Source organism: Micromonospora sp. NPDC048930 (genome assembly GCF_043197935.1).
Classification (GTDB): domain Bacteria; phylum Actinomycetota; class Actinomycetes; order Mycobacteriales; family Micromonosporaceae; genus Micromonospora.
In genome coordinates, this window is the sequence record NZ_JBICUB010000007.1 from 222289 (window position 1) to 243260 (window position 20972).

The 20972-nt window shown below is 72.9% G+C and carries 18 protein-coding genes and 2 tRNA genes; 14 read left to right on the forward strand and 6 right to left on the reverse strand.

Annotated features, from left to right (window positions below):
• Positions 1–189: 189 nt before the first annotated feature.
• Positions 190–696 carry a DUF721 domain-containing protein gene (locus tag ACGFI9_RS20170; protein ID WP_393180148.1) on the forward strand — a complete coding sequence of 169 codons (507 nt, stop codon included), beginning with the start codon at positions 190–192 and terminating at the stop codon, positions 694–696.
• A 93-nt stretch (positions 697–789) separates the two neighbouring features.
• Here the strand turns inward: ACGFI9_RS20170 and ACGFI9_RS20175 are convergent, their stop codons facing one another.
• The gene (locus ACGFI9_RS20175; protein ID WP_393179760.1) at positions 790–1344 is read right to left on the reverse strand and encodes a hypothetical protein; all 555 of its coding nucleotides are present in this window, start codon (positions 1342–1344) and stop codon (positions 790–792) included.
• A gap of 683 nt (positions 1345–2027) precedes the next feature.
• On the opposite strand from ACGFI9_RS20175, the gene gyrB reads away from it, so the two are divergent.
• The 7 genes from gyrB to ACGFI9_RS20210 all read left to right on the forward strand — a co-directional run bounded on the left by gyrB (position 2028) and on the right by ACGFI9_RS20210 (position 8792).
• Positions 2028–3971 (forward strand): DNA topoisomerase (ATP-hydrolyzing) subunit B, encoded by a 1944-nt coding sequence (gene gyrB / locus ACGFI9_RS20180; protein WP_393179762.1) that lies wholly within the window; start codon positions 2028–2030, stop codon positions 3969–3971.
• Between the two features lie 127 nt (positions 3972–4098).
• A complete protein-coding gene (gene gyrA, locus ACGFI9_RS20185; protein ID WP_393179764.1) occupies positions 4099–6624 on the forward strand; it encodes a DNA gyrase subunit A in 2526 nt (841 codons plus the stop codon).
• A gap of 3 nt (positions 6625–6627) precedes the next feature.
• Complete coding sequence (locus ACGFI9_RS20190) at positions 6628–7521, forward strand: DUF3566 domain-containing protein (protein WP_393179766.1); 894 nt, start codon at positions 6628–6630, stop codon at positions 7519–7521.
• A 148-nt stretch (positions 7522–7669) separates the two neighbouring features.
• Positions 7670–7743, forward strand: a tRNA-Ile gene (locus tag ACGFI9_RS20195).
• Between the two features lie 42 nt (positions 7744–7785).
• Positions 7786–7914, forward strand: a complete 129-nt coding sequence (locus ACGFI9_RS20200) for a DLW-39 family protein (protein WP_265009727.1) — start codon at positions 7786–7788, stop codon at positions 7912–7914.
• A gap of 42 nt (positions 7915–7956) precedes the next feature.
• Positions 7957–8032, forward strand: a tRNA-Ala gene (locus tag ACGFI9_RS20205).
• Between the two features lie 448 nt (positions 8033–8480).
• Positions 8481–8792 carry a hypothetical protein gene (locus tag ACGFI9_RS20210; RefSeq protein WP_393179768.1) on the forward strand — a complete coding sequence of 104 codons (312 nt, stop codon included), beginning with the start codon at positions 8481–8483 and terminating at the stop codon, positions 8790–8792.
• Positions 8793–9100: 308 nt separating this feature from the next.
• Here ACGFI9_RS20210 and ACGFI9_RS20215 read toward each other — a convergent pair whose 3' ends face one another.
• From ACGFI9_RS20215 to ACGFI9_RS20225, 3 genes are all read right to left on the reverse strand, one after another.
• Positions 9101–9517 (reverse strand): carboxymuconolactone decarboxylase family protein, encoded by a 417-nt coding sequence (locus ACGFI9_RS20215; RefSeq protein ID WP_393179770.1) that lies wholly within the window; start codon positions 9515–9517, stop codon positions 9101–9103.
• 43 nt (positions 9518–9560) lie between these two features.
• A complete protein-coding gene (locus ACGFI9_RS20220) occupies positions 9561–9815 on the reverse strand; it encodes a hypothetical protein (protein WP_393179772.1) in 255 nt (84 codons plus the stop codon).
• A 66-nt stretch (positions 9816–9881) separates the two neighbouring features.
• Positions 9882–10781 carry an aminoglycoside phosphotransferase family protein gene (locus ACGFI9_RS20225; RefSeq protein WP_393179774.1) on the reverse strand — a complete coding sequence of 300 codons (900 nt, stop codon included), beginning with the start codon at positions 10779–10781 and terminating at the stop codon, positions 9882–9884.
• 117 nt (positions 10782–10898) lie between these two features.
• On the opposite strand from ACGFI9_RS20225, the gene ACGFI9_RS20230 reads away from it, so the two are divergent.
• Entirely contained in the window at positions 10899–11849 is a 951-nt protein-coding gene (locus tag ACGFI9_RS20230) for an L-threonylcarbamoyladenylate synthase (RefSeq protein ID WP_393180150.1), read from the forward strand.
• 93 nt (positions 11850–11942) lie between these two features.
• Here ACGFI9_RS20230 and ACGFI9_RS20235 read toward each other — a convergent pair whose 3' ends face one another.
• Complete coding sequence (locus ACGFI9_RS20235; RefSeq protein ID WP_393179776.1) at positions 11943–12233, reverse strand: hypothetical protein; 291 nt, start codon at positions 12231–12233, stop codon at positions 11943–11945.
• 117 nt (positions 12234–12350) lie between these two features.
• Here ACGFI9_RS20235 and ACGFI9_RS20240 point away from each other — a divergent pair, with 117 nt between their 5' ends.
• Positions 12351–12770: a CBS domain-containing protein gene (locus ACGFI9_RS20240; protein ID WP_393179778.1), complete on the forward strand. Its 420-nt coding sequence runs from the start codon at positions 12351–12353 to the stop codon at positions 12768–12770.
• A 171-nt stretch (positions 12771–12941) separates the two neighbouring features.
• Here ACGFI9_RS20240 and ACGFI9_RS20245 read toward each other — a convergent pair whose 3' ends face one another.
• The gene (locus ACGFI9_RS20245) at positions 12942–17447 is read right to left on the reverse strand and encodes an HAD-IC family P-type ATPase (RefSeq protein WP_393179780.1); all 4506 of its coding nucleotides are present in this window, start codon (positions 17445–17447) and stop codon (positions 12942–12944) included.
• A gap of 222 nt (positions 17448–17669) precedes the next feature.
• On the opposite strand from ACGFI9_RS20245, the gene ACGFI9_RS20250 reads away from it, so the two are divergent.
• From ACGFI9_RS20250 to ACGFI9_RS20265, 4 genes are all read left to right on the forward strand, one after another.
• Complete coding sequence (locus ACGFI9_RS20250) at positions 17670–17930, forward strand: hypothetical protein (protein ID WP_393179781.1); 261 nt, start codon at positions 17670–17672, stop codon at positions 17928–17930.
• Positions 17931–17985: 55 nt separating this feature from the next.
• Positions 17986–19359 carry an MFS transporter gene (locus ACGFI9_RS20255; RefSeq protein WP_393179783.1) on the forward strand — a complete coding sequence of 458 codons (1374 nt, stop codon included), beginning with the start codon at positions 17986–17988 and terminating at the stop codon, positions 19357–19359.
• Positions 19360–19922: 563 nt separating this feature from the next.
• Positions 19923–20702, forward strand: a complete 780-nt coding sequence (locus ACGFI9_RS20260) for an SDR family oxidoreductase (RefSeq protein ID WP_393179785.1) — start codon at positions 19923–19925, stop codon at positions 20700–20702.
• A gap of 37 nt (positions 20703–20739) precedes the next feature.
• The gene (locus ACGFI9_RS20265; RefSeq protein WP_393179787.1) at positions 20740–20937 is read left to right on the forward strand and encodes a hypothetical protein; all 198 of its coding nucleotides are present in this window, start codon (positions 20740–20742) and stop codon (positions 20935–20937) included.
• Positions 20938–20972 lie beyond the last annotated feature (35 nt).

Here is a 20972-nt window from a genome sequence, read left to right on the forward strand (position 1 = left end):
ACCGGCACGTCGGGCCGGGCTCGGGGCGACGGCGCGGCTGCGGCCGGTCGTGGCCGCCGGCCGGCCCCGGACGGTGCCGCCGCCGCGACCCCGGACGGCGGATCGGGCACCACTCCGGCCGACGGCGGGAGCGGTCGGTCCACCGCCCGCGGCTCGGCGAGCGGGGACGCGGGCAGCGAGGCGGGTGACCTGCCGGCCGGGGCGTCCGGCCCGGAGCTGGCGCGGGCGGTGCTGGACGCGGCGAAGGCCCGCCGGCAGGCGCCCCCGGCCCGGCGGCGCAGCGCGGTACGGGGCGACGGCGAGCGGCGGCTGCGCGGCTACTCCGGTCCCGGGCCGGACCCGCGTGATCCACAGTTGCTCGGCGCGGTGCTGGAGAAGCTGGTCAAGGCGCGCGGCTGGCAGCAGCCAGCGGCCGAGGCGACGGTCTTCGGCGCCTGGGAGCGGGTGGTCGGGCCGGAGGTGGCGCAGCACAGCCGCCCGGTCAAGCTGGAGAACGGCGAGCTGACCGTGGAGGCCCGCTCCACGGCGTGGGCCACGCAACTGCGGCTGCTCGCCGGTTCACTGCTCCAGCAGATCGCCCGCGAGGTGGGCCACAACGTGGTGCGCAAGCTGCACATCCACGGCCCCGCCGCGCCCTCCTGGTCGCGGGGCCCGCGCCGGGTCCGCGGCCGCGGCCCGCGCGACACCTACGGCTGACCCTCCGCGGGCCGGCTCGGCCTGCGGCAATCCGCGGCCTCTCCCGCGTCGGACACCGCGAGTTGCCGCATTCCGCGGCCTCCCCGGCGCCGGTCAGGCGTCGGCGTAGACGGCGAAGCCGCGGTCCGCGCAGCGCCGGTAGAAGGCGGCGAGCACGCTCAGCTCGGCGCAGGTGAAGTTCCACTGCGGCGGATCGCCGTTCTCGTCGCGCAGCTTGTCCAGCCGGCTGTCCAGCCAGCGAAGCTGCTGCTCGGCCAGGCGGCCGTCGCCCAGCAGGGAGCGCAGCACCTCGCTGACCGACTCGAAGGTCACCGCCTCGCCGATCGGCCGGTGCCGGGCCACGAACTTCTCCACCCCGTCGGCGATCCACGAGCAGCCGTCCGGGTCGATCACCGGATCCTCGTCCTCGGCCGCGTTCTCCGTGGCGTAGAGCACATTTTCCAGCCCGAGGATCAGGTCGACCAGTTCGGTGTACGCGGTCGCGCGCACCGTGCCGGTCTTCGCGATCAACTCGGCGAGCGCCGCCGTCGGAGCGGAGATGCGTGGCATGTCCACGATCTCGCCGAAGTCGACGAACTCGGCCGGCGCGACCGGATCGTAGAAGCGGCCGGTACGCGGCCAGTGCACCGCGACGTTGTCCAGCCCCATCTGGCGTCACCTCTCACCAAGCGCGATGTCGGACCGATCGGGTCGATCGTCCCGGTTCCGGCCGCGAAAGATCAAGACCGCAGCGACGGCGCCGCAAAGGTACGGCACGGCGGATCCCGCCGCGACCCCCCGGTCGGACACGTGCCGATACCGATCCGGTGGCCGGGGACTGCTCCGGGTCGCGGCGTGGCGTCGCACCCGCCGAGCCGGAGCGTCCCCGATCAGGGCTACGACGGCGTCAGCTCGGCGGGCGGGGATAATTTCGGTTGGCGCGCCGCCGGGTGGCGTCCCCGAACCGGATGAAGGCCGGTCTGACGCCGCGCCGCGACCAAAAGCCGCGGGTCGCGTGTAGGGGGAGTCGCGGACAGCGGGGTTCGGCCGGCTACGGAGTTCTCAGCCGCCGCGCAGGGGTGCCGAGTGGCGGTTTGGTCGGCTGCGCAGAGTAAGATTGACGGCAAGACGAAAGACCCGACACGGAGCGGCGGACAAGGGCCCCAGGGCCCTTGATCATTGTCCCGCATCGGGTCTGAGCCGATCGCGATCCGCGGGCAACCGCGGCGACCGGCGTACGCGATCCGTGACCTGGACCTCCGGGGACCGGACCGTGCGCGCCGACGTCGCGTCCTGTCCGCCGAACCCGCGCCCCGCGCCCTGGCGCGGCCGGTGCGAGAAAGTGGCCGAGGGTGGCAGCGGAGGACAACAAGAAGTACGGCGCCGAGTCGATCACCGTTCTCGAGGGGTTGGAGGCGGTCCGGAAGCGGCCCGGTATGTACATCGGGTCCACCGGCGAACGCGGTCTGCACCACCTCGTGTGGGAGGTCGTCGACAACGCGGTGGACGAGGCGCTGGCCGGATACTGCGACACCATCGACGTGGTGCTGCTGGCCGACGGCGGCGTACGGGTCACCGACAACGGGCGTGGCTTCCCCGTCGACCTCCACCCGAAGCTGAAGAAGCCCGGTGTCGAGGTCGCGCTGACCGTGCTGCACGCCGGCGGCAAGTTCGACGGCAAGGCGTACGCCGTCTCCGGCGGTCTGCACGGCGTCGGCGTCTCCGTGGTGAACGCCCTCTCCACCCGGATGGCCGTCGAGATCCACAAGGACGGCTTCGTCTGGCGGCAGCAGTACACCAACTCCAAGCCGAGCCCGCTGGAGAAGGGCGAGCCGACCAACCGCACCGGTTCGGCGGTCTCCTTCTGGCCCGACCCGGACGTCTTCGAGACCGTCGACCTCGACTTCCAGACCATCTACCGGCGCCTGCAGGAGATGGCCTTCCTCAACCGCGGCCTCACGATCCACCTGCTCGACGAGCGCGCGGAGGGCGAGGACGGCAAGCCGCGCGAGGTGACCTTCCTCTACAAGGGCGGTATCGCCGACTTTGTCCGGCACCTCAACGCCTCGAAGAACCCGATCCACAAGACGGTGGTCGAGTTCGGCGCCGAGGAGGAGGGCATGTCGGTCGAGATCGCCATGCAGTGGAACGAGTCGTACGGCGAGTCGGTCTACACCTTCGCCAACACGATCAACACCCACGAGGGCGGCACCCATGAGGAGGGCTTCCGGGCCGCGCTGACCAGCGTCGTCAACCGGTACGGCGCGGACAAGAAGCTGCTCAAGGGCGACGAGAAGCTCTCCGGCGAGGACATCCGCGAGGGCCTGGCCGCGATCATCTCGGTCAAGCTGGCCAACCCGCAGTTCGAGGGCCAGACCAAGACCAAGCTCGGCAACACCCCGGTGAAGAGCTTCGTGCAGCGGGTCTGCAACGAGTGGCTGGTCGACTGGTTCGACCGGAACCCGGCCGAAGCGAAGATCATCATCCAGAAGGCCTCCCAGGCCGCCCGGGCCCGGATCGCCGCCCAGCAGGCGCGGAAGCTGGCCCGGCGCAAGTCACTGCTGGAGTCCGGGTCGATGCCCGGCAAGCTGGCCGACTGCCAGTCCACCGACCCGCGCGAGTCCGAGGTCTTCATCGTCGAGGGTGACTCGGCGGGCGGCTCGGCCAAGCAGGGCCGCGACCCGCGTACCCAGGCGATCCTGCCGATTCGCGGCAAGATCCTCAACGTGGAGAAGGCCCGGATCGACCGGGTGCTCAAGAACAACGAGGTCCAGGCGCTGATCACGGCGCTGGGCACCGGCATCCACGACGACTTCGACATCGAGAAGCTGCGCTACCACAAGATCGTGCTGATGGCCGACGCCGACGTCGACGGCCAGCACATCCAGACGCTCCTGCTCACCCTGCTGTTCCGCTTCATGCGGCCGCTGGTCGAGCTGGGGCACGTCTACCTGGCCGCGCCGCCGCTCTACAAGATCAAGTGGAACAAGAAGGGCGACGACGCCCAGTACGCGTACTCGGACCGGGAGCGGGACGGGCTGATCGCCCTGCGCCAGCAGAAGAAGCCCAACGCCAGGCCGGACGACATCCAGCGGTTCAAGGGTCTCGGTGAGATGAACTACCCCGAGCTGTGGGAGACCACGATGAACCCGGCCACCCGTACGCTCCGCCAGGTGACGCTCGACGACGCCGCAACCGCCGACGAGCTGTTCAGCGTGTTGATGGGTGAGGACGTCGAGGCCCGCCGGTCGTTCATCCAGCGCAACGCCAAGGACGTGCGGTTCCTCGACATCTGACGGACGCCGGGCCGGCCGGAGATCCACCGGGCGGCCCGGCTCTCCACAGGGTTATCCACAGTCCGGCCGGTTTCCACAGCCGTTATCCACAGCACGAACACGACTCTGAGTCTGATAAGGGTTAACAGTGACCGATACTCCCGAGTCCACCCCGAACGAGCCGGAGACCCCGGAGACACTGGCCGCGGTCGTGGCGCACGACCGCATCGAACCGGTGGGCCTCGAGGTCGAGATGCAGCGCTCGTACCTCGACTACGCGATGAGCGTCATCGTCGGGCGGGCCCTGCCGGACGTCCGGGACGGGCTCAAGCCGGTTCACCGCAAGATTCTCTACGCCATGTTCGATTCCGGCTACCGGCCGGACCGCGGCTACGTGAAGTGCTCCCGCGTCGTCGGTGACGTGATGGGTCAGTTCCACCCGCACGGCGACTCGGCCATCTACGACGCGCTGGTCCGGATGGCGCAGCCCTGGTCGCTGCGCTACCCGCTGGTCGACGGCAACGGCAACTTCGGCTCCCCGGGCAACGACCCGGCCGCGGCCATGCGGTACACCGAGTGCAAGCTCGACCCGCTGGCCATGGAGATGCTGCGGGACATCGACGAGGACACCGTCGACCTGCAGGACAACTACGACGGCCGGGCCAAGGAGCCCACCATCCTGCCGTCCCGGATCCCCAACCTGCTGATCAACGGTTCCGAGGGCATCGCGGTCGGCATGGCCACCAAGATCCCGCCGCACAACCTGCGCGAGATCGGCGCGGCCGTGCAGTGGTGCCTGGAGAATCCGGACGCCGACGAGGCCACCACCCTCGAGGCGCTGCTGGAGATCGTCAAGGGCCCCGACTTCCCGACCCACGGCCTGATCGTCGGCCAGGCCGGCATCCAGGACGCGTACCGGACCGGGCGCGGCTCGATCCGGATGCGCGCGGTGGTCGAGGTCGAGGAGGACAAGCGGGGCCGCCCGGCGCTGGTGGTCAGCGAGCTGCCGTACCAGGTCAACCCGGACAACCTCGCCGAGCGGATCGCCGAGCTGATCAAGGAGGGCAAGCTCGCCGGCATCGCCGACATCCGCGACGAGTCCTCCGGGCGTACGGGTATGCGCATCGTGCTCGTGCTCAAGCGCGACGCGGTCGCCAAGGTGGTGCTGAACAACCTCTACAAGCACACCCAGCTCCAGGAGACCTTCGGCGCCAACATGCTGGCGCTCGTCGACGGCGTCCCGCGCACGCTCAACCTGGCCCAGTTCATCCGCTACTACGTCGAGCACCAGATCGAGGTCATCCGCCGGCGGACCGCGTTCCGGCTGCGCAAGGCCGAGGAGCGGGCGCACATCCTGCGCGGTCTGGCCAAGGCGCTCGACGCGCTCGACGAGGTGATCGCCCTGATCCGGCGCTCGCCCACGGTCGAGGACGCCCGCCAGGGCCTGATCCAGCTGCTGGAGATCGACGAGGTCCAGGCGACCGCGATCCTGGACATGCAGCTGCGCCGCCTGGCCGCCCTGGAGCGCCAGCGGATCCTCGACGACCTGGCCAAGCTCGAGCTGGAGATCGCCGACCTCAAGGACATCCTCGCCAAGCCGGAGCGGCAGCGGAAGATCGTCTCCGAGGAGCTGGGCGAGATCGTCGCGAAGTGGGGCGACGACCGGCGCACCAAGATCATCCCGTTCGACGGCGAGGTCTCCATGGAGGACCTCATCGCCCGCGAGGATGTCGTCGTCACCATCACCCGCACCGGCTACGCCAAGCGCACCAAGGTCGACCTCTACCGCTCGCAGCGGCGGGGCGGCAAGGGCGTCAGCGGCGCCACCCTGCGGCAGGACGACATCGTCAGCCACTTCTTCGTCTGCTCGACGCACGACTGGATCCTGTTCTTCACGAACAAGGGACGGGTATACCGGGCCAAGGCCTACGAGCTTCCGGAAGCCAGTAGGGTGGCCAAGGGCCAGCACGTGGCCAATCTGCTCGCCTTCCAAGCGGACGAGCAGATCGCGCAGATCATCGAAATCCCGAACTACCAGGTGGCCCCCTACCTGGTACTGGCCACGAAGAACGGCCTGGTGAAGAAGACGCGGCTCGAGGAGTTCGACTCCAACCGTTCCGGCGGCATCATCGCGATCAACCTGCGCGATGAGGACGAGCTGGTCGGCGCTGCCCTGGTGGGCCCGGAGGACGACCTGCTGCTGGTGTCCAAGAACGCCCAGGCGATCCGCTTCAACGCCACCGACGAGGCGCTGCGCCCGATGGGCCGGGCCACCTCCGGTGTCATCGGCATGCGCTTCAGCGAGGACGATGTTCTCCTTGCCATGGAGGTTGTCCGCGAGGGCATGGACATGGATGTGCTGGTCGCAACGAACGGCGGGTACGCGAAACGTACGCCGATCGAGGAATACCCGGTCCAGGGCCGGGGAGGTAAGGGCGTGCTGACTGCGAAGATCACCGAGCGACGCGGTGGTCTGGTCGGTGCGGTGGTGATCAGCCCGGACGACGAACTGTTCGCCATCACCAGCAACGGCGGCGTCATCCGGACTCCGGTGAAGCCTGTACGCCGTACGCGGGACCGGAACACAATGGGGGTTAAGCTGATGGACCTCCCGGACGGCGTGACTATCGTGGCGATTGCTCGCAATGCCGACGAGCCTGACGAACAGGACTAGTTGATGACGGAGACACAGGCGAAGTCGGGGAACACGGGGACCTCGGCCAACCCGGTCGACGAGGAGGCCGCGAAGAGCGGTACACCAGCGACCGGCCGCGCGGCCGTGGGCCGGGCCACCGTCCCCGCCGACGCGCCTGCCCCGAAGTTCACCCGGGCCCCCGGCATGGCCCCTCCGCCGGACAAGCCGGCGGAGGACTCGGGGACGAGCGAGAAGACCGAGCAGGCCAAGGCCGACGTCCCGACCTCCGTCGGGGGCACGGCCGCCGCCAAGCCCGCCGCCACGACGACACAGCCGATCAAGACGGGTACGGCGCCCGGCGCCACCGGCACCCCGCCGCGTGGGGGACTGGGCGTGGGCACCGCGCCGAAGCCCTCGCCGGACGGCGCCCGTCCCGGCACGACGGGCCGTCCCGCCAACGGCGGGGGCCTGCCCCCGGGCATCAGTGGCGCGGCCGCCGTCGGGGCCGCGCGCGTCGGTGAGGCGGTACGCGCCGCGCGTACCTCGGTGACCTCCGCCGCGTCCCGCGGGCCGCGCCGGGCCCGGCTGAACCTGAAGCGGATCGACCCGTGGTCCGTGATGAAGTTCGCGTTCGCCGTGTCGGTGGTGCTCTTCATCGTGGTGGTCGTCGCGACCTCGGTGCTCTACCTGGCCCTGGACGCCATGGGCGTGTTCAAGAGCGTCAACGACAGCCTGACCGACCTGGTGAACGCCGGCGGCGGCCAGGGCGGCGGCGGCTTCCGGATCACCGCCAAGGGCGTCATCCTGAGCTCCGCGCTGATCGGCCTGGTCAACGTCGTGCTCTTCACCGCCCTCGCCACGCTCGGCGCCTTCGTCTACAACGTCTGCGCCGACCTGGTCGGCGGGATCGAGCTGACGCTCGCCGAGCGGGACTGAACGACCGACGACGCCGGGGCACCGCGTAAAGCGGTCGCCCCGGCGTCGCATATCCCGGTAGGTTCGAGACAGCACGGGTGAGCGCCGCCACGGACCCCCCGATTTGGGCGCGGCGGCGGCAATGGGTTAACCTTGCTCGTCGCTACGCGGGGCTATAGCTCAGTCGGTTAGAGCGCAGAGCTGATAACTCTGAGGTCGCTGGTTCGATTCCAGCTAGCCCCACCGCACACCGTCGGACGGTAGCCGAGCGCGAGGGGTCGCCCCATGTTCAAGAAGCTCCTGATCCTGGCCGGCGTCGTCGGCGTGGCCGCGCTCGTGGCCAAGAAGGTGAAGGCCTCGAACGACGAGCGCGCCCTCTGGCACGAGGCGACCACCGCTCCCGACCTTCGCTGACCGTCCCTCCGACTGCCAGCACCGGGCGGCTCCGCCCGCCTCGGGGCCCTAGCTCAACTGGCAGAGCACTGCCTTTGCAAGGCAGGGGTTAGGGGTTCAAGTCCCCTGGGCTCCACCATCTCCACTTCTCACCTGCGGTTTATCGTTCCGCTTGATCGACTGGTACGACGTCAATACAGATCAGACGTGATCTTGTGGCGAGCGCGCCGGCCGCATCCCGCCAGTCCGCCCACTCTCGCGACCAGGTCCGGCCGGCCTCGGCCTGCTGGCGTAGGAACCAAGGGGCATAGGGGCTAAGGCGATCGGCTTCAGCGCAGCAGAGCTGCTTGCCCCGGGCTTTCCTGGGAACTGCCCGCGGTCCGAGGCGACGAGGATCAGGGCGTGACCCATCCCTGGGTGCCCATCCTTTACGCCCCCGGGCCGGCGTCAAGGGCGCTGCGCGTCGGCGCGCCGACGGACTACGGCGACGCCCTTGACCTCGACCGGGCGCGCCGCAGTCCTTGGCACCTGTCCGAGAGGATGGGGGCAGACTGCTGGACGGGTCATGTCGATCAGAAGGGGCAGGCTTGAAGGCGGACAGCGGCGAACCAACGGTGATGGTCCCACTCGCTCAGGCGATCGAGGTAGCTCGCTTGCTTGAGTGCCTCACCGTCTCGCTTGATCGGATCGGTTCACGGATGGCGGGCGGGGACGCAGACGCCGACACCCTCGACCGCTTCATCACCGAGTGGCTGATCGGCCCTCAGGTTTCTCGGGCGCGGACAGTCCTGTGGGATGCCGTCAGCCAGGTGATCGGTGAGAAGAGGGTGGAGGAAATCGCCGAAGCCGTACCTCGCTTCCCGGACGCCCCTCCTGACGAGGTGCGACGGCTTCGGTAGAAGCACGTTGCGCGCAGCGGTCACGAGCGGGTACGAGACGTAACCGAATCGGCTGCTGGCCGCAGGCGTTTCGGGCACCACGACCGGCCGAGCATGCGCCTCCAAACCGAAGCTCTGTGTTCCGGGCATCTACTCGTGGCCCAGGAGTCCACGGCACCTCCGATGAGCTTGATTGATCAATCGAGAGACGTCGGCGACAGAATGGGTGCCACGCCCGTTGGCAGGTCCGAGCGACGAGACGCTACCAAGCCCTCAGGAAAGTGGAAGATCCGAGGCAAGGCGCCCCGGCAGGGTGAGGGCACCGCGGGTCAGCTTTCCGTGCGCTCCGCGAAGACTTCGGTCGCGATCTGGTAGCCCTCGAACGCGCGGGCCACGCCCGCGTAGACCGCGACCTGAAGGAAGACCTCGGCGATGGCTTCCTTGGTTGCGCCGACGTTGAGCGCGATGCGGAGCTGGCCGCGAAGCGGCTCCCCGACGCCCAGAGCCGCCGCGATGGCGACGGACGTCAATGCTCGGGTCGGCGTCTCCAGATGCTCGGTGCGCGGCCAGACGTCACCGAAGGCGTGCACCGTCGCGATCCTTTTGAAGTCGGCGCCGTTCGCCGGCTCGTCGGGCGTCGTGCCGAGGAAGCGTTCCAGGCGGAAGCCCAACAGGCGTTCCGCGGTGTCCAGGGCGGCGGCATATCCCGCCTCCCACGCCGCTGGGGCCGGCTCGTCCGTAGCCACGGCGCTTACGTTATCCAGCACGACATGGTCAACAAGAAGAAACTCAGTAGTGGTGGGCGGCGTCGTACAGCACGTCGGCCACGAGCTGCCAGGACGGCTGCGCGGGACCGGGCCGGCCGGCCCGGCGCTCCATCCGCGTTCGGTCGCGTAGCTGGGTGGCGCAGGCGGCCAGGAACTGGTCGAGTTCCAGGTTCACCACCGCGTCGGGCGCACGGGCCACGTCGTCGGCGAGCCACTGCAGCCAGGTGACCAGGTCGTCGACGTTGTCGACGCGCTTGCGCGGGCGGTCCTCGGTCATCATCCCTCCCTCCGGCGTCCGCGCCGGTCGGCGGACACAAGCCGTGTCTACCCCGTCGGGCAGGGGTCAGCGGGACGCGTCGGCGAGGACCTGGGCCAGCGCGTGCGAGGTCTGGCGGACCATGCCGGGATTGGTGTCCCAGTAGTACGGCAGGGCGATCACCGCCTGGAGCAGCGACCACCCTCGTCCCCGCAGCCAGGAGGCGTCGTCCACGGCCAGTTCGGCACGGAACCGGTCACGGCTGCGGCCGGCGAAGATGTTCCAGGCCGGTTGCAGGTCGCACGCCGGGTCGCCGACGTTGAGGCCGCCGAAGTCGATGACGGCGGAGAGTCGACCGTCGACCACCAGCAGGTTGCCCGGCAGCAGGTCGCCGTGCACCCACACGCCCGGGCCGTCCCACGCCGGGGCGTCCAGCGACTCCTGCCAGGCGCGCAGCGCCGCGGCGCCGTCGATCCGGTCGCCGAGCTCCCGGACGGCCGCGCGTACCCCGTCGTCGAACTCGGCCAGGTCGCCGCCCCGGGCGCGGCCCGGACGGGGGTACGCCCCGGCGGTGTCGACCCGGCGCAGCGCGGCGACGAACGCGGCGAGGTCGACGGCCGCCCGGTCCAGGTCGGCCAGGGTGCCGTCGGCGTTCTCCCCCGGCAGCCACTCGTAGACCGACCAGTCGAAGGGGTAGTCCTCGGCGGGGTGGCCGATCGCGAGGGGGACGGGCAGGGCGAGCGGCAGGTGCGGGGCGAGCCGGGGCAGCCACTCGGCCTCCCGGGCCGCCTGCTTCGTGGCCCAGCCGATCCGGGGCAGCCGCACCGCCAGGTCCGGGCCGAGCCGGTAGACGTCGTGGTCGGTGCCGTACGAGGGGACCAGCCGCAGCGGCAGCTCGGCCCAGTGCGGGAACTGCCCGGCGAGCAGTCGCCGGACCAGTTCCTCGTCGGTATGTACCTCGTCGGTGTGCATCCTCTTCCGGGCCATGCCGGCCATCCTGTGCCCCGGCGACTCCGGTCAGCAAACCGGTTACCGGCGGCCGGCCGTACCGGGTGCCGGGCGGCAGGCTAGCGTCGGGGCGTGAGCACCGGATCCCCGCGCGTCCTGCCGGCCGACAGCGGCATCGCCGAGGCCGCCTCCGTCCTGCGTGCCGGCGGGCTGGTCGCCTTTCCCACCGAGACGGTCTACGGGCTGGGCGCGAACGCGCTCGACGCGGAGGCGGCGGCCCGGATCTTCGCGGCCAAGGCCCGACCCAGTTTCGACCCGCTGATCAGCCACCTGGCCGACGCCGCCGACCTGCCCGGGCTGGTCGGCGAGGTGCCGCCGGCGGTCGCCGCGCTGGTGGAGCGCTTCTGGCCCGGCCCGCTCACCCTGATCGTGGACCGGCCGGCGGCGATCCCGCCGATCGTCACCTCGGGGCTGGACACCATGGCGGTCCGGGTCCCCGACGAGCCGTCCGCCCGGGCCCTGATCGCCGCCGCCGGGGTGCCCGTCGCCGCGCCCAGCGCCAACCGGTTCGGGCAGCTCAGCCCGACCCGGGCCGAGCACGTCGTGGCCGGGCTGGGCGACGCGGTGGACGTGGTGCTCGACGGCGGACCCACCCGGTGCGGCATCGAGTCGACCATCGTGGACGCTCGGGGCGAGCGCCCGGTGGTGCTCCGGCTGGGCGCGCTTCCGGTGGAGGCGTTGGTCGAGGCGGTCGGGCCGGTCGAGGTACGGCCGGGCAGCTCGGGCCAGCCGGTGGCCCCCGGGACGCTGGCCGCGCACTACGCCCCGCGTACCCCGCTGCGGTTGGCGACGGCGGAGCCGGCGCCCGGCGACGGCCGGCGCGGGTTCCTGGCCTTCCGCGAGCGGCCGGCGGACGGCGGGTGGGCGGCGGTCGAGGTGCTGTCGCCGGACGGCGACCTGACCCTGGCCGCGGCGCGGCTCTTCGACGCGCTGCACCGGCTGGACGCGGCCGCGGTGACCGAGATCGTCGCGGAGCCGGTCCCCGAGGTCGGGGTGGGCCGGGCGATCAACGACCGGTTGCGGCGGGCCGCGGCCACCTGGCACTGATCGACCTCGCGCCCCGGCGGGGATCCGGTTCACCTGGGCGCGGCGGCAGGCCGGGGGATGCCGCATCCCGGCCCACCGGCACCGTTCCGCCCATCAGGTCTCCTGGTGGGCGACCTCCAGGTTGATGTAGCGGGGCTCCCCCTTGGCCAGGTGCCGCATCCGCTCGGCGTACGCGCCGGTCTCGGGTTGGGCGCTGTGCTCCATGGCCTGCTCGTAGCTGTCGAACTCGGCGACCACCATCATGTGGCCGGGCTGGTCCCGGTCCTCGGCGAGGGTGAGCCGGGCCGGTCCTGGGGCCGGGTGCTGGCGACCCCACTCCTCCATGAGCTGGCGCACCTCGTCGGGGCGGTCGGTCTGGTACTCGACGGTCTGGATGAAGGGCATTTCGATCACCTCCACGGACGGTGTTCCCGCCAGGCCGGTGGCCATGTGCCGGATTGGCGGCCCGGGACGCGGGTAGGAGGTACGGGTAACAACCCCCCGAAAGTGAGGTGTCACCCAATGCCGACCGCACGCGACATCATGACCAGCAATGTGAGCTGCGTCCGCGAACAGGACGACCTGCGTACCGCCGCCCGGCGGATGGCGGAGCTCGGGGTGGGCTCGCTGCCGATCTGCGGCGACGACAACCGCCTCCGGGGCATGCTGACCGACCGGGACATCGTGGTGAAGGTGCTCGCCCAGGGTCGCGACCCGGGCAGCGTGACCGCGGGTGAGCTGGCCCAGGGCGAGGCGGTGACCATCGGCGCGGACGACGACGCGGCCGAGATCCTGCGGACCATGGGCGAGCACAAGGTACGTCGGCTGCCGGTGATCGACGGGCACGACCTCGTCGGCATCGTGGCCGTCGCCGACGTGGCCCGGTCCCTGCCGGAACGCCCGGTGGGCGATCTCATCGAGGCCATCTCCGAGCGCGCCTGACCCGACGAGCGAGCCCGACGCCGACCGCCGCCCTGCTCCGGCCCTGCCGGGAGGGCGGTGGTCGCCGTCCGGGACCGGAGATCGACTCGCTCCGCGGCAGGTCGGGCCGTCATCGAGCCGAGACACCACGACCTGCCGCGATCCGTAGGGCCGGGTCATCGCCGGCTCACTTCAGCGGCGGAGGCCGTGCTGCGGGAGGCGGTCGACCAGCCGGGTGAGCACGCCGTTGGCGAAGGTGGCGCCGAGCGCGGAGCCGGTGGCGATGGTCCAGCCCACCGGACCGAGCGGGGTGCAGCCGAAGAACTGGCTGACCCCGGGCGTCTGCACCACCCCCACCAGCACCCCCACCGAGACGGCGGTGGAGGCCAGCACGGTCGGGCCGGTGCCGCCGGCCAGCACCGTCTGGCCGAGCTGGGTGCCGACCAGCGAGGCGAGGGCGACCGTGCCGGCCCACCGCTCCCGTCCCATGTACCGGGCGAGCGTCCAGCCGGCGGTCGCCCCCAGCGTGGTGGCCCCCGCCCGGAGCGCGATCTCCCGGGTCATCGTCTCGCCGAGGGAGGTGTCCGGCCCTTCCCGCAGCAGGTGGTCGGCCCGGTCGGAGGCGGGCGGGCGGACCGCGATGGCCAGCGCCGGCGCGAGGTCGGTGAGCAGGTTGACCAGGAGCAACTGTCGGCCGTTGAGCGCCGACCGGCCGGTGCTGGCGGCGGTCAGCACGCTGAAGGCGATCTCGCCGAGGTTGCCGCCGACCAGGATGCTCAGCGCGTGGCGGACCGACGACCACATCGCCCGCCCCTCCACCAGGGTGGCGATGATCGTCTCCAGCCGGTCGTCGGTGACCACCAGGTCGGCGGCGGCCCGGGCTGCCGGGGTGCCCCGCTGGCCGAGCGCGATGCCCACGTCGGCCAGCCGGATGGCCGGGGCGTCGTTGGCGCCGTCACCGGTCATCGCCACCGTGCGGCCCTGCCGTTGCAGTGCCTGGATGATCCGCACCTTGTGCGCCGGCGTGCAGCGGGCCACCACGTCGGTGGCCATCAGCCGGGCGGCCAGCGCCTCGTCGTCGAGCCGGTTCAGGTCGGTCGCGGTGACCACCCGCTGCTCGCCGTGGTCGGGACTGATCGTCGCGGCGATCGCCTCGGCGGTGGCCGGATGGTCTCCGGTGATCATGATGGTGTGCACGCCGGCCTGCCGGATCCGGCGGACCGCCGGCGCCGCGCTCCGCCGTACCCCGTCGGCGAGCGCCAGGAAGCCGACGAAGACCAGCCCCTCGACCTGCTCGTCGGTGACCGACTCCGCGCCGATCCGGCACTCGGCCACGGCGAGGATCCGGTGCCCGGCCCGGGCCCGGTCGGCGAGCATCGCGTGCAGGGCCTCCTGGCCGGCGCCGTCCAACGGCCGGTCGCCCTCGGCGGTACGCCGGGCCGTGCAGCGCGGCAGCACGGACTCGGGTGCGCCCTTGACGCTGAGCAGCAGCCCGTCGGCGTCCCGCCCGACGGTGGCGTGGTAACCCCGGGACGGCTCGAACGGCAGGCCGCTCACCGTGACCCAGTCGGCCGCGCCGGTCTGCTCCACCACCCCGGCCGTGCCCGCGCCCCGGCGTACCGCCCGGTCGGTCTGCTGGGGGAGCTCGTCCGGGTCGGCCGCCGCCGGGGTGGCCCGCAGCGCCGTGGCCAGGGTCAGCCGCAGCGGCTCGTCCAGCCGGTCCGGCGGGGCGTACCGGTCGTCGCCGGAGCCCACCCCGGCCAGCAGCAGCTTGCCCTCGGTGAGGGTGCCGGTCTTGTCGAAGCAGAGCACGTCGACCCGGCCCAGCGCCTCGATCGTCCGCGGGTTGCGGACCAGCGCGCCGTGCTCGGCCAGCCGGCGCGCCGCCGCCAGCTGCGCGGCGCTGACCAGGAACGGCAACCCCTCCGGCACCGAGGCCACGGCCAGGTTCGCGGCGGTCGCCGCCGTCTCCGCCAGGGGTACGCCCCGGAGCAGTCCCGCCCCCGCCACCGCGATCGCCGAGCCGGCCGCCAGCGGGACGGCGGCGTTGGTCAGCTTCCCGAGTCGCGTCTCGACCCCGCTGGCCGGCGGGGCCTGCCGGGCCAGGGCGAGGCTCCGCCCGGCCTCGGTCTCCTCGCCGGTCGCCACCACCACGGCAGTGCCGTGACCGGCGGCGACGGTGGTCCCCTCGTACAGCATCGAGTGCCGTTCGGCGACGGCTGCCGCGACCGCCGGCTCGGGGCTCTTGGCCACCGGCAGCGACTCGCCGGTTAGGGACGACTCGTCGGCCTCCAGCCCGTCCGAGCTGAGCAGCCGGCAGTCGGCCGGGATCGCGTCGCCGGGGCCCACCATGACCACGTCCCCGGGCACCAGTTCCTCGGCCGGCAGGATCTGCTCGGCGCCGTCGCGGAGCACCCGCGCGGTCACCGCCGAGCGGGACAGCAACTCGGCCAGGGACCGCTCGGTGTTGCGCTGGTGCACCGCGCCGACCAGCGCGGACCCGCCCACCACCCCGCCGACCAGGGCGGCGTCGACCAGCGAGCCGAACGCGGCGGAGAGCGCTGCCCCGGCGGCGAGCACCGGGGTGAGCGGGTTCGACAGCTCCGCCACGAACGCCCGGAGCAGCCCGGCAGGGCCGCCGTGGTCGCCGGTCGCGGCCCGTCGCCGGCGGGCCGCCTCCTCGCTGGTCAGCCCGTCCTGGTCGGTGCCGAGCTGATCGAGCACGGTCTGTACCGGCATCAGGTGCCAGGCGGTCAGCGCCGGCACCGGGGTACGGGTCCGGTCCGGCAGCCGATGGGCCCGCCACACGCCGTGCGCGAAGGCGAGCGCGGCGGCACCGTTCACCGCGCCGAGGGTCCGGCCGGGGAGCTGCTGCGGGTCGGCGGTGAACGCGCCCAGCGCGCCCAGGCCACTGCCGGCCATCGCGATCCGGATGTTCTGTTCGGTCATCCGGCGGGCCACCCCGGTGGCGTCGATCAGCAGCGCGGGGATCCGCAGGTCGTCGCCGACCAGCAGGTGGGCGCCCCAGGGCGGCAGGTCGTCCGGGGCGGAGACGCCGATCCCGCAGTCGGCGACGCCGAGCGCGGCCCGATCGCCGGAGACCACCATGACGACGGCGCCCTCGCGTTGCAGGGTGCGTACCGAGTCGGCGAGCTGGGCGCCGCCGGGCATCAGGCGGTCGGCGTAGCCGTACCGGTCGTCGTCGCCGGCCACCACGAGCCGCAGGCCGGCCTGGCGGATGGCGGTGGGCAGGGCGTCCACCCCGGGCGCGGGCTCCGGCTCCACCCGCAGCACCGCGGCGAGCCGGTCGCCGTCCGCCAGGCCGAGCAGTTGGCCACCGTCCGCGCGCAACCGCCGGCTGTCCTCGGTGTCGCCGGGGTTCCGGGCGTCGATCCGCTCCAGCGGCCCGAGCCGCCAGCCGTCGGCCTGGCGTACCCCGTCGGGGTCGGCGGGGTCGAAGAGGGCGAACGCCCGGGCGGCGACCTGCCCGGTGTCCGCGCCGGGCAGCGGCGCCAGGTCGGCCAGCACCCCCCGGTCCGATCCGAGCACCCGGCTGTCCAGCAGCACCGTGTCGATCCGGTCCAGTTCGCGCAGCACGCTGCGGTCCATGGCGATGACGCCGCGCCGGGCCAGCATCCGGCCGAGCTGGGCGGCGTACCCCTCGCGCCCGCTCCCGGGCGCCTTGGGCAGCGCGGAGAGCGCCACCGACGCGGCGCGTTTCGGGCCGACCACCGGCACCGCCGCCGCGCCGGCCACCGCCCCGGCGGCGAGGACCCGGGAGATGTACCGCTCGGCGGGGCCGTCCGGGACCGGGCAGGGCCGCTCGTCCGCGGGCGCCCGGGCGACGGCCCGCTCCGGCGTGCCGGTCAGCCTCGGCTCGGCCCGGGACCAGGCGACGAGCTGGGCGCGCGCCTCGCCCCACTGCACCACCCGCTGCGCACCGTCCAGGACGATGCCGGCCCAGCCACCCGTGAGGCCCTGCACGACCGCCTCGGCGAGCGGGAAGAGCACGTCGGCGCGGGGGTCGGCGCGCAGCCCCCGGCCGGCCAGCGCGTGCAGCCTCGGGTGCAGGTCGACCGCGCCGAGAAAGCCGGCCACCTCGCCGGGGACGGGGGTGAACGGCAGGATCCGGGTGGCCGCCGAGATGGTCAGGCCGAGCCCGTCGGAGACCAGTGCGCCCAGGGTGCGGGGGGTACGCGGGCCCTCCTCGGGCGGGTGCGGCGGTGCGATCTCCGGGTCCGGTTCGTGCGGGCAGACCCGCTCGGTACGTGCCACCGTGGCGATCAGGTCGCGCAGCTTCGGCTTGGGCTCCTCGACGGCGACGACCACCCGGCCGGTGGGCGCGTTCACCCGGGCCCAGGCCACCCCGGGCATCCGCTCCAGCGCCTCCTCGACCTGCCGGGCCAGCCGGTCCCCGCCGTCCTGGCAGACGCCGTGCACCTCGATATGGTGGCGGCCGTCCCGGGTCCAGACCCGGCGGCGGGTCAGCCCGGCGAGGCGGGCCAGCCGGGCCGCCGCCGCGCCCGCGCTCCCCGCCGCCTCACCGACCGAGCGGGGGGCGGCGTCCGAGGCCGCCGAGGCCGCGTTGCGGGCCGCGTCCGGCACTGCGGTGGCGACGGTACGGGCGACCCGTGCGACGACGTCCGGCAGGGCGGCCGGCGACAGCAGGAGACCGGCGTACCGGCCCAGCGAGGTCATCGAGTCGTATGGCCGAGCAGTCGGCCCCGCTCCCCGGTGCGCCCGTCGTAGCCGTACGCCATCGTCGCCTCCCGCGTTCCGTCCGGCGGCCCGACTTCCCAGCGTGGCGTCCGTTATGCCCCCTGGTCGGGGGAAGTTTCCCCGCTGACCGGGGCATGGACCGGGCGGCCGGTGGAATGCCGCTCGGACTCGATGTCGTGGTCGCAACCGGGGGAGGCGGAGATGAGCACGTTGACACGGCACCTCAGCGGAGGGCGGGAGTCGATGCGGACCTACTGCCGGCGGGTGGAGATCCCGATACTCGGCGAGGTGGCGGTGCCCCCGCCGGACAAGGTCGCCTACTACGCGGGGCTGGGGATGCTCGCCGCGCTCAAGGTGATCGAGTGGCCGATGGCCCTGGTGATCACCGCCGGGCACCTGCTGGCCGACCAGCATCTCTCCGGGGTGGTGAAGGGGTTCGGCGAGGCGATCGAGTCGGCCTGACGAGACCGGGCTCACCGTTGACCTCAATCCGGGTTGAGGTCCGAAGCTTGAGCCCATGTCGACCGCCACCGCCGCGCCTGCGGCCCCACCCGCACACCTCTTCGTCCCGTCCCTGCGGGCGATGACCGTGGGCAGCGTCGCCCTGGTCTCGCTGCTCGCCTTCGAGGCTCTCGCGGTCGGCACCGCGATGCCCACGGTCGCCCGCAGCCTGGACGGGCTGCCCCTGTACGCGCTGGCCTTCGCCGGCCCGTTCGCCTCGGGCGTGGTGGCGATGGTCCTCTCCGGCATCTGGTGCGACGCCCGGGGACCGCGCGCGCCGATGTGGCACGGCGTGGCCTGGTTCGTCGCGGGACTCGCCGTGGCCGGCGTCGCCCCGACCATGGGAGTGCTGGTCGCCGGTCGGGTGGTGCAGGGTTTCGGCTCCGGCCTGCTCTCGGTCGCGTTGTACGTGATCGTCGGCCAGGCGTACCCGGAGGAGTTGCGGCGCCGGATCTTCGCCGCGTTCGCGGCGGCCTGGGTGGTGCCCTCGCTGGTCGGTCCGGCGGTCGCCGGCCTGATCGTGGAGCACCTGGGCTGGCGCTGGGTCTTCCTCGCGGTGCCGGTGGTGGCGGTGCCGGCCGCGCTGCTGATCCAGCCCGGGCTGCGCTCGCTGGGCCCGGCGAGCCAGGTCCCGCCGCCGGCCGGCGCGGTGGCCCGGATCGGCTGGGCCTGCGGGGCCGGGGCGAGCGCCGCACTGCTGCACTACGGGGGGCAGCAGCGCGGCGTGCTCGCGATCGTCCTGGCTGGAGCGGCGCTGGTCGGGCTGCTGGTCTGCGTGCCGCACCTGCTGCCGGCCGGCTTCCTGCGCGCCGCTCGCGGGCTGCCCACGGTGATCGGCCTGCGCGGCCTGGGCTCGGCGGCGTTCGCCGGGGCGGAGGTGGTGATTCCGCTGATGCTCTCCCGGGAGCGGGGCTTCTCGCCGACGGCGGCCGGCCTGGTGCTGACCGTCGGGGCGCTCGCCTGGTCGGTGGGCTCCTGGATCCAGGGCCGGCTCGATGCGCCCCGATCGGCCGCCACCCTGCCCCGGGCCGGCCTGGCCTGCGTCGCCGCCGGTACGGCGGGCGTCACGCTGGCCGTGCTGCCCGGTGTGCCGGTGGTCCTCGCCGTGCTCGCCTGGGTGGTGGCGGGCCTCGGCATGGGGCTGCTCTTCCCGTCCCTGTCGGTGCTCACCCTGGCCCTCTCGGCCCCCGACGAGCAGGGCCGGAACAGCTCCGCGCTGCAACTGGGCGACTCGCTCTCCGTCGCCACCGTGCTGGCGTTGACCGGCGCGGTGCTGGCCGCCGGGGCGGCCCCCGGTCCGGTGAACTACGCGGTCACCCTGGCCGTGGCCGCCGGCTGCGCGGTGCTCGGCCTGCTGCTCGCCGGCCGGGTGGTGGTCCGCCCGGCCTGACCCGGCCCGGGCCCATGCCCGCCCTTGGCCGTGCCGGTCCTGCCGCGCCGACCGGGCGTTGCCGGGGCTGCCCGGCGTTGCCTCCGGGTTTGATCCGGGCCCTGACCGGCGGGACTGGCGGGCCGGGGCGATCCCGCCCAGCGCGGCCGCCGCCTGCTGCCCTGGTTCTGCCGGTTACCCGTGGCCGATGTTGCCCGGGCGACCGCTGTTCCTCGGGACGCTTTGGAGCTGATATCGCCAACGACTCAGGTGGGCCGGTATCGGCCTCCAGCGCCCGACGATTCGCCGGGAAAACGGCGATCGGGCCAGCCCCGGGCCGTGGCTGAGTCGTCTGTGATATCAGCTCCAAAGCGTCCCGTGACCACTGTCGCTCTGCCGGAGTGCCGGCGAGAGACCCTTCCGGCCGTGGCCGAGTGGTCGGATGGCATCAGCTCGACAGCGTCTCGCGGCCACTGTCGGTCCGCAGGGCCGTCGGGACGCCGGGACGTCGGGCCGTCGGGGCGCCGACGTCACGATCCGCGCCGCCGTCCCGTCCGATCGGAGGCTACGGAGAGGAGCGGGCGATGCGGGTGCTGGTGACCGGGGCGAGCGGACGGCTCGGGCGGGTGGTGCTGCCCCGGCTGCGGGACGAGGGCTGGGCCGTACGCGCGGTCAGCCGGCGATCCCGGGCGGACTCCACGGTGGAGTGGGTGGCGGCTGACCTGTCCACCGGCGAGGGGCTGGCCGCGGCGGTGGCCGGGGTCGACGCGGTGCTGCACCTGGCGTCCTCGCCGACCCGGCGGACCCACCAGATCGACGTGCTCGGCACCCGCCGGCTGGTCGTCGCCGCCGGCCACGCCGGTGTCGGGCACCTGGTGTACGTCTCGATCGTCGGCGTGGACCGGGTGCCGTTCGGCTACTACCGGCACAAGCTCGCCGCCGAGCAGGTCGTGGCGGCCGGCGAGGTGCCGTGGAGCGTGCTGCGGGCGACGCAGTTCCCGGAGTTCCTGGAGGAGTTGCTGCGCAGCGCCAGCCGGTTCGGCCCGACCCTCGGGGACCGGGCGGTGCTCGCCCAGCCGGTCGATCCCGGCGAGGTGGCGGCGCGTCTGGTCGCGATCCTGGCCGCCGGCCCGTCGGGCCGGGTGGAGGAGTTCGGCGGTCCGCAGGTGCTCCGCTTCGACGAGGCGGTACGCGCCTGGCGCTCCGCCCGTCGCTCGCACCGCCCCCTGCTGCCGGTGCGGATCCCGGGCCGGCTGGGCCGGGCGCTGCGCGCCGGCGGGCTCACCACCACCGCGACCCCGACCGGCACCCGGACCTGGGCCGACCACCTCGCCGACACGTACGGGGGAACCGGCCGAAAATGAAAGCTTCTGCGATTCCTCGCCGTCCTACCGTGGCCGCATGCTGGTTTTCGTCACCACGGTGATCCTGTACGTGTTCGGCTTCGTCTTCCTCTACGGCGTGATCCGGATCGGCGTCCGGCACGGCATCGAGGACGCCGAGGCGAACCGCCCCGAGGTGCTGCGGCGGGCCCAACTCGCCGCCGCCCACGACCAGGAGTTCCACCGCGAGAACGCCTTCCTGTCCAACAACAACTGACCGTTCCGGCTGGTGGGCCGGTGGCAGGTTGGCGA